At 71.1% G+C, this 7,264-nt stretch carries 10 protein-coding genes; 4 read left to right on the forward strand and 6 right to left on the reverse strand.

From position 1 onward, the window contains the following. Nucleotides 1–53: 53 nt before the first annotated feature. Nucleotides 54–2,663: a replicative DNA helicase gene (gene dnaB, locus CHF16_RS20600; protein ID WP_089327701.1), complete on the forward strand. Its 2,610-nt coding sequence runs from the start codon at nucleotides 54–56 to the stop codon at nucleotides 2,661–2,663. Between the two features lie 47 nt (nucleotides 2,664–2,710). Here dnaB and CHF16_RS20605 read toward each other — a convergent pair whose 3' ends face one another. Further along, entirely contained in the window at nucleotides 2,711–3,292 is a 582-nt protein-coding gene (locus CHF16_RS20605; protein WP_179271617.1) for a PadR family transcriptional regulator, read from the reverse strand. Between the two features lie 149 nt (nucleotides 3,293–3,441). Between CHF16_RS20605 and CHF16_RS20610 the strand changes: the two genes are divergently transcribed. Then, nucleotides 3,442–3,852 carry a nuclear transport factor 2 family protein gene (locus tag CHF16_RS20610; RefSeq protein ID WP_089327702.1) on the forward strand — a complete coding sequence of 137 codons (411 nt, stop codon included), beginning with the start codon at nucleotides 3,442–3,444 and terminating at the stop codon, nucleotides 3,850–3,852. 24 nt (nucleotides 3,853–3,876) lie between these two features. After that, nucleotides 3,877–4,311, forward strand: coding sequence for an MmcQ/YjbR family DNA-binding protein (locus tag CHF16_RS20615; RefSeq protein ID WP_089327703.1), 435 nt, complete (start codon nucleotides 3,877–3,879; stop codon nucleotides 4,309–4,311). Here CHF16_RS20615 and CHF16_RS20620 read toward each other — a convergent pair. The 3 genes from CHF16_RS20620 to CHF16_RS20630 all read right to left on the reverse strand — a co-directional run bounded on the left by CHF16_RS20620 (nucleotide 4,308) and on the right by CHF16_RS20630 (nucleotide 5,555). Beyond that, nucleotides 4,308–4,496 carry a DUF397 domain-containing protein gene (locus tag CHF16_RS20620; protein WP_089327704.1) on the reverse strand — a complete coding sequence of 63 codons (189 nt, stop codon included), beginning with the start codon at nucleotides 4,494–4,496 and terminating at the stop codon, nucleotides 4,308–4,310. The genes CHF16_RS20615 and CHF16_RS20620 overlap by 4 nt on opposite strands. Before the next feature lie 67 nt (nucleotides 4,497–4,563). Next, entirely contained in the window at nucleotides 4,564–4,752 is a 189-nt protein-coding gene (locus tag CHF16_RS20625) for a DUF397 domain-containing protein (RefSeq protein ID WP_089327705.1), read from the reverse strand. After that, nucleotides 4,740–5,555, reverse strand: coding sequence for a helix-turn-helix domain-containing protein (locus tag CHF16_RS20630; protein ID WP_179271618.1), 816 nt, complete (start codon nucleotides 5,553–5,555; stop codon nucleotides 4,740–4,742). The genes CHF16_RS20625 and CHF16_RS20630 overlap by 13 nt, the downstream gene beginning before the upstream one ends. Nucleotides 5,556–5,709: 154 nt before the next feature. Here CHF16_RS20630 and CHF16_RS40365 point away from each other — a divergent pair, with 154 nt between their 5' ends. Further along, nucleotides 5,710–6,102 (forward strand): ATP-binding protein, encoded by a 393-nt coding sequence (locus tag CHF16_RS40365; protein WP_179271619.1) that lies wholly within the window; start codon nucleotides 5,710–5,712, stop codon nucleotides 6,100–6,102. A gap of 18 nt (nucleotides 6,103–6,120) precedes the next feature. Here the strand turns inward: CHF16_RS40365 and CHF16_RS20640 are convergent, their stop codons facing one another. Both CHF16_RS20640 and CHF16_RS20645 read right to left on the reverse strand, forming a co-directional pair. Further along, a complete protein-coding gene (locus CHF16_RS20640) occupies nucleotides 6,121–6,639 on the reverse strand; it encodes a GNAT family N-acetyltransferase (protein ID WP_089327707.1) in 519 nt (172 codons plus the stop codon). Nucleotides 6,640–6,703: 64 nt separating this feature from the next. Then, entirely contained in the window at nucleotides 6,704–7,159 is a 456-nt protein-coding gene (locus tag CHF16_RS20645) for a MarR family winged helix-turn-helix transcriptional regulator (protein WP_089327726.1), read from the reverse strand. Nucleotides 7,160–7,264: the final 105 nt, after the last annotated feature.

The raw sequence follows: 7,264 nt of genomic DNA on the forward strand, positions 1-7,264 counted from the left end.
ACCGGCGATGGGCGGGCGGGGCCGCCGCCGGCCGAGACGAAGGGGGTGCGACGGTGAGCGTGGCCGACATCGGACCGCAGGAGCACGAGTTCGAGCGCACCCCGCCGCACGACATCTCCGCCGAGCAGGGCGTGCTCGGCGGCATGCTGCTCTCCCAGGACGCCATCGCCGAGGTCGTCGAACTGCTGCGCACCCCTGACTTCTACCGGCCCGCGCACCAGATCATCTACGACGTCATCCTCGACCTCTACGGCCGCGGCGACCCGGCCGACGCCGTCACCGTCGCCGGCGAGCTCACCAAGAACGGCGAGATCGCCCGGATCGGCGGCGCCCCCTACCTGCACACCCTGATCTCCCTCGTCCCCACCGCGGCGAACGCCGGGTACTACGCGAAGATCGTCCACGAGCGGGCGATCCTGCGCCGCCTGGTGGAGACCGGCACCCGCATCGTCCAGATGGGCTACGCGGCCGACGGCGCCGACGCCGACGAGGTCCTCGACCGGGCCCAGGCCGAGGTCTTCGCCATCGCCGAGAAGCGCGCCGGGGAAGACTATGTCGCGCTGTCGGAGATCATGCCCGGCGCCCTGGACGAGATCGAGGCCATCGGCAGCCGCGGCGGCCAGATGGTCGGCTGCCCCACCGGCTTCGCCGACCTCGACGCCCTCACCAACGGGCTCCACCCCGGCCAGATGATCGTCGTGGCCGCCCGGCCCGCCATGGGGAAGGCGCTCGGCCTGGACACGCCCCTCCCGACCCCCTCCGGGTGGACCACCATGGGCGAGGTCTCGGTCGGCGACCACCTGATCGGCGCGGACGGCCGGCCGACCCGCGTGGTCGCCGCGACGGACGTGATGCACGACCGTCCCTGCTACGAGATCGAGTTCTCCGACGGCGAGGTCATCGTCGCCGACGCCGAGCACCAGTGGCGCACCTCGGCGAGCCTGGGGAGCGGCGCCGCGGCGCACTCGCCCGATGGCATGAGGCCGCTCGCGGGCGGGAGCGGCACGGCCCGCGGGTCCGTCTCCGCGAAGCGCGGCGGCCGGGCCGGGCGGCTCGGAGCCGAGTCCGCCCTGAACGCCTCCGACGCCCCGCCGTTCTTCATCGCCTTCGGCGGCGACGCCTCCGACCACGACCGGCAGGGCAAGGCCTTCCGTTCCGTGCGCCCGGTGGCGGTCACCGGCCCGGGCGCCGGGGTGCGGAAGGCGGTTTCCGGCCGCCACCGGTCCGTGTCCGTCCCATCGCAGGACCGGCTCGCCGCGTTCACCGGGCGCCCGCGGATCCGCACGACCGAGCAGGTGCGCGCGACGCTGCGGCACGACGGGCGTCCCGTCCACACCGTGGACGTCGCCGCCGCCTTCGACCTCCCGGAGGCCGAGCTGCCCGTCGACCCGTACGTCCTGGGCGTGCTGCTCGGCGCCGGGGAGCCGGGGACCGACGGCATCACCTGCCTCGACCGCGAGGTCATCGCCCAGCTGGAGGCGACCGGCGCGGAGGTCGTCGAGGAGGCCCTCCCCGGCTGCTACCTGCTTCCCGGGACGGCCCGCCGGCTCGGCCCGTCCGCGGGCCGAGGCATCCCCGCCCAGTACATGCGGGCGTCCGCGGCCCAGCGTCGGGCGCTGCTCGCCGGGCTGCTCGACGTGTGCGGCCACGTGGGCGCCGACGGGCGCGTCGACCTCGCCTTCCCCTCCGCCCGGCTCGCGGGGGAGGTGCACGAGCTCATTCTCAGCCTCGGCCACCGCGCCGAGCTGACGACGAGCGGTTCCGCCGAGGAGGCCGTCCACGAGATCGCCTTCACCCCCGCCGAGACGGTGTTCCGGCTGCCGCGCAAGGCGGCGCGGCAGCCCGCGAGCGTCCCTCCCGAGGCCCGGGTGCGGTACGTCGTGGACGTGCGGCCGGTCGGGAGCGTGCCCGTCCGGTGCGTGCAGGTCGACAACGACGACCACATGTACCTGGCGGGGCGGCACTGCGTCCCGACGCACAACTCGACGCTGGCGCTCGACTTCGCCCGCGCCGCGTCCATCAAGCACGGCCTGACCTCGGCGTTCTTCAGCCTGGAGATGGGCCGCAACGAGATCACGATGCGGCTGCTGTCCGCGGAGGCGCGGGTAGCGCTGCATGCGATGCGCTCCGGCACCATGCAGGACGAGGACTGGACGCGCCTCGCCCGCCGCATGAGCGAGGTCGCCGAGGCGCCGCTGTTCATCGACGACTCGCCCAACATGTCGATGATGGAGATCCGCGCGAAGTGCCGCCGCCTCAAGCAGCAGCACGACCTGCGGCTCGTCATCATCGACTACCTGCAGCTGATGACGTCCGGCAAGCGGGTGGAGAGCCGCCAGGTGGAGGTGTCGGAGTTCTCCCGCTCGCTGAAGCTTCTCGCCAAGGAACTGGGCGTCCCCGTCATCGCGCTCTCCCAGCTCAACCGAGGCCCCGAGCAGAGAACGGACAAGAAGCCCATGGTGTCCGATCTACGTGAATCGGGATCAATCGAGCAGGATGCGGACATGGTGATCCTGCTGCATCGCGAGGACGCCTATGAGAAGGAGTCGCCGCGCGCCGGTGAGGCCGACCTGATCGTCGCCAAGCACCGCAACGGCCCGACCGCCACGGTCACCGTCGCCTTCCAGGGCCACTACAGCCGCTTCGTCGACATGGCCCAGTAGCAGCGAACCGGCGGCGTGCCCTCGGGCGGGGCCGCCGCCGTCGCGCGCTAGGTGTCGAGGCCGGACGGGCAGGTCGTGGACGTGCGCCGGGTCAGGATCGCGAGGGCCTGCTCGCACCAGCGGAGGTTCTCGCGTTCGAACGCCAGGCCGCGCATCAGGGTGAGGTAGGGGCCGATGCGCTCGGCGTTGGCGAGGTAGTCCTCTTCGGTGCGTCCGTCCAGCAGGCGGGCCCGGAGGCGTTCGAAGCGGGCGACCTTGGACTCGGCCCAGGTCATGCGTTCGCGGATGGCGTTCATGACGGCCCGGACGTCGCCCGCGTCCACCGCCTGCACCTGGACCATCAGCTCCTCGCGGATCGCGCCGGGGCGGGGCGGGGTGGCGGTGAAGTCGTGCAGCGCGCGGCGCCCGGCGGCGGTGAGGGAGTAGAGGCGCTTGTTGGGGCGGCGCTCCTGCTGGACGACGCGCGCCCGGATCAGGCCCTCGCCCGCCATCTTGTCCAGTTCCCGGTAGAGCTGCTGCGGGGTGGCCATCCAGAAGTTGGCGACCCCGGCGTCGAAGCTCTTCGCCAGGTCGTATCCCGACGCCTCGCCCTCCAGGAGCGTGGCCAGGACCGCGTTGCGCAGCGACATGGGTCCGAGCGTAGCGGCGGCAGTGGTTGTGTCGTCCATTAATCAACTTAGTGACTAGTGCCACACGGTCGTTTCCCTGGACGGGTGGTGGGGCCGCCACTAGTGTCATTCGCACCTAGTCAACTAGTTTCATATCGGGGGGCGCTCCCATGCATCCGTTCCGCCGGGCCGTGGAGGCCGGTGACATCGACGCGCTGGAATCGCTGTTCGCGGAGGACGCCGTGTTCACGAGCCCGGTCGTGTTCAAGCCGTACGAGGGCAAGGCGATCACCGCGGCGATCGTGCGCGGCGCGGCACGGGTGTTCGAGGACATCCACTACGTGCGGGAGATCGTCAGCGCGGACGGCCGCGACCACGCGCTGGTCTTCAAGGCGAAGGTGAACGGGCTCCAGGTGCACGGGTGCGACTTCCTGCACCTCGACGAGGACGGCCTGATCGACGACCTCACGGTGATGGTGCGTCCGCTGTCGGCGGCGAAGGCGCTGGCCGAGGCGATGGGCGCCCAGTTCGACCGCATCCAGCGCGAGGCTCTCGGCGCCCAGGTGGTGGAGTCGCAGTAGGACGCCGGCGGTTACGCTGCGGGCATGCGCGGAGACGAGCGTCCCGCCCGGGTCGAGGACGTGCACGAACTGGCCACGGGCATGCCGCATGTCACGATCACGCACGCGGCGGGCGGCAACCCCGTCTACCAGGTCGGCGGCAAGTCGTTCGTGTTCTTCCGCAACCCGCGCCCCGACGCCGTCGACCCGGTGACGGGCGAGCGCTACCCGGACGTGATCGTGTTCTGGGTGCCGTCAGAGTCCGACAAGCTGGCGCTCGTCCAGGACGAGGCGTCGCCGTTCTTCACGACCCCGCACTTCAACGGCCACCTCTCGGTCCTGCTGCGCGCGAGCCGGATCGGCGAACTGACCCTGCGGGAACTGACCGAGATCGTCCAGGACGCCTGGCTGTCCCGCGCCTCCCGCACCCGCGCCCGGAAATGGCTCCAAGCCCACCCGCCCCCGTCGGCGGAGCGTTAGCGCTTCAGGGTGGTGAGCAGGGCCGCAAAGTCGTCGCGGTCGACCATCAGTTTGGGGCCGTGCGGGTTCTTGCTGTCCCGGACACCGACAAAGTCACCGAGCTTGGCCAGTTCGACGCAGTCGTCTCCTTGAGAGCTGCTGTGGCTGCTCTTGCGCCATGCTGGGCGGGGGGACGTGGCTTCCATACTCGGCCTGCAACCTTCCTGTTCAGCGTCCCGCAGGGTCGCAATGACATGAAAAAGCATCAGCGCGTTAGCGCCTCAGGGTTGTGAGCAGAGTCGCGAACTCGTCGCGAGCGACCATCAGCTTCGGGCCGTGCGGGTCCTTGCTGTCCCGGACGCCCACCTCTCCGCGCAATCGAGCGATCTCCACGCAGTGGCCTCCATCGCTGCCGGAATGGCTGGACTTTCTCCAGACCGGCCGGAGGGTCAGGTCTTCCATCGGTCCTCCGCTGTCTGCCGGATCAGTGCCGCCGACATGTCTGCCGGAAGCGCGTAGGTGGCGATGTCCGCGAAGCGTTCGTGCAGGCGCTCGAGGTCGGACCGCCCGTCCAGAATCCGGCCGCGCGGCTCGGACGAAGTGTAAGCGATTCGCAAGTCGCCCGGCAGGGTCGCAATGACAAAGGCCCCGGAGTTTCCGGGGTGGGGGGCGCCGTCCGGGATGACCTGAACGGCCAGGCGCGGCGAGACGGCGTCGGCGAGACGATGAAGCTGTTCGTACATCACCTCAGCGGTTCCGACCCGAGACCGAAGAACCCTTTCCGGAAGTAGGTAAATCAACCTCGGTGGGGGCGGCTCCTCCCTGACAAGGACGGCCTGCCGATCGATGCGGCTCTGGACGGCCGGCTGATCGCCGTACAGGAGCACCTCCGCATAGCCGGGTGTCTGCAACAAGCCGTAGATCACGAGCGGCTGGTAGGTGCGCAGGGTCTCCGCCTCGGCTTCATAGCCGGGCCACTCCTCGAAGAATTTCGGGAAGGCGGCGGAGCGGCCGTCGAAGAGGCCGTCGTGGAGGTGGGCGAGGGCGTCGCGGGTGTCCAGGACCCGGTCGCACTGTTCGGCGAAGACGCGATCGCAGCCGGACTCGCCGCGCTCGATCTCGCCGATCGTCGAGGCGGCGAACGGGATGCGGTCCGCGAGCTGGGCCAGGGACAGCCCGGCCAGTTCGCGGTATCGCCGCACCTCGGAGCCGAAGAGGTCCATGGGGCCGCGCGAGGGGGTGAGGCGCTTGGGGCGTTGCGGCATGTCGTCTCCTCCGACCGGTGATGACCGAATGACGAACGGCGATGAACGCAGAGTCGCGATTATGGCCGCGACCACGCGTTTCTCGCGTCCCGCCATCATCTCGCGAGCGACGCTCCGTGACAGGAAATCGCAGAGAGTCTCGAGGTGGTCACCCATGGCAGTACCGGCCTTCGCCCCCGAGGTCCCCACGCTCGTTCTCGAGCCGACGGAGGAGGCTCCCCGTCTCGCGCGGCGCTTTCTTGCCGAACGGTTCGCGGAGTGGGGCATCGAAGACGACTACGTGGGGCGGCTCGTGGTGTGCGAGCTGGTCACGAACGCCTACCGGCACGGGGAGGGGCCGATCGTCGTGCGGGTGTTCCGCGACGAGCGCGACGGGCTCGTGGTCGTGGAGGTGTGGGACGCCGGGGAGGGCCGTCCGGTGGTTCGGGCGGCGGACGGCGCGGCGACGACCGGCCGGGGGCTGCTGCTCGTGACGCAGCTGGTGCGGGCCTGGGGCGTGCGTCCCCTGATCGAGGGCGGGAGGGTCGCGTGGGCCAAGCTTCGCTGACCCGGGTGAAGGTGCCCGTCACCCCGTTGGCCGGGCAGGGCGGTCGAAGATGAGTTCGCGGCCGTCCTCGTCGTCCCACCGCTCGCCGATGAAGGTGAAGCCCTGGCCGGCGATCGTGGCGAGGGACGCCTGGTTGTCGGGGCTGATCGTGGCGCGGACGGTGGTGACGGAGAGGTCGGCGGCGGCGCGGTCCTGGAGGGCGGCGAGCATCGCGCGGGCGTAGCCCTTGCGGCGGTGCGCGGGGTCGACGGAGTAGGCGATCGTGACCGTGCCGTTCTCGGGCGCGCCGTGGAATCCGGCGTGGCCGACGACGTGCCCGTCGGGTTCCGCGACGGCGGCGCGCACGATCCATGGGGCGTGGGACGGGTCGCGGGCGATCTGGTCGAGCCGGAAGCGCCAGAGCGACTTGGCCTCGTCGGTGGTGAAGTAGTCGGTGAGGGGGACGCCTGCGGCGGCGCTCGCTTTCGCGAGGTCTCCGTCGAGCAGTGCGGTCATCGCGGCGGGCGGCAGTTCGGCGAGCCGGAGAGCGGGTGGCATGGGCGCCTCCTTTGCGCGGGGGGGCGCCAAGCCTAGGGCCGCGTTTCCGGTGGTCGCGACCGAATTACCGGGCCTTCGCGTGGTGGTCGGCGAGGCGGGTGAGCAGGGCGGTGAACTGCTCGCGCTCCGCCGGGGACAGCGGGGCGAGGAGGTCGTTCTGGATGCCGGCGAGCACCTGGTCCAGCTCGCGGAGGTGGCGGGCGCCGTCCGCGGTGAGCGTGATGACGTTGCGGCGCCGGTCGGACGGGTCGGGGGAGCGGTCGACCATGCCCTTGGCGGCGAGTTCGTTCAGCGCGGCGACGACGTCGCTGCGGTCGATGCCGGTGGCGCGGCCGAGGGCGGCCTGGCTGGACGGGCCGTACTCGTCGAGGGCGGCGAGCAGCCGGTAGTGGTAGCCGCGGGCGCCGGCGGCGGCGAAACCGGCGCCGACCAGGCGGTGGCTCTGCGCGGAGACCAGGTTGATCAGCCAGCTCGGGGCGGTGCGGAGGCGTGCGAGCGTCCGGGCGTCGGCCGTCGTCATGGCGTCCACTCTAGGGCGTGTCTCAAAGGCAGGTCAGCCAGTCGTTGATGACGGCGATGTGGAGGACGGCCTCGTAGCGGACGGCGAGCTTGTCATACCGCGTGG

It is taken from the genome of Actinomadura meyerae (genome assembly GCF_900188445.1).
GTDB classification, from domain to species: domain Bacteria; phylum Actinomycetota; class Actinomycetes; order Streptosporangiales; family Streptosporangiaceae; genus Spirillospora; species Spirillospora meyerae.

What these genes read in the sequence shown, in the direction of transcription:
- CHF16_RS40365 (WP_179271619.1), top strand. Translation starts at nt 5,710, where the DNA reads ATGGCAGTACCGGCCTTCGCCCCCGAGGTCCCCACGCTCGTTCTCGAG.
- CHF16_RS20645 (WP_089327726.1), bottom strand. Translation starts at nt 7,159, where the DNA reads ATGACGACGGCCGACGCCCGGACGCTCGCACGCCTCCGCACCGCCCCG.
- CHF16_RS20640 (WP_089327707.1), bottom strand. Translation starts at nt 6,639, where the DNA reads ATGCCACCCGCTCTCCGGCTCGCCGAACTGCCGCCCGCCGCGATGACC.
- CHF16_RS20620 (WP_089327704.1), bottom strand. Translation starts at nt 4,496, where the DNA reads ATGGAAGCCACGTCCCCCCGCCCAGCATGGCGCAAGAGCAGCCACAGC.
- CHF16_RS20605 (WP_179271617.1), bottom strand. Translation starts at nt 3,292, where the DNA reads ATGTCGCTGCGCAACGCGGTCCTGGCCACGCTCCTGGAGGGCGAGGCG.
- CHF16_RS20610 (WP_089327702.1), top strand. Translation starts at nt 3,442, where the DNA reads ATGCATCCGTTCCGCCGGGCCGTGGAGGCCGGTGACATCGACGCGCTG.
- CHF16_RS20630 (WP_179271618.1), bottom strand. Translation starts at nt 5,555, where the DNA reads ATGCCGCAACGCCCCAAGCGCCTCACCCCCTCGCGCGGCCCCATGGAC.
- CHF16_RS20625 (WP_089327705.1), bottom strand. Translation starts at nt 4,752, where the DNA reads ATGGAAGACCTGACCCTCCGGCCGGTCTGGAGAAAGTCCAGCCATTCC.
- CHF16_RS20615 (WP_089327703.1), top strand. Translation starts at nt 3,877, where the DNA reads ATGCGCGGAGACGAGCGTCCCGCCCGGGTCGAGGACGTGCACGAACTG.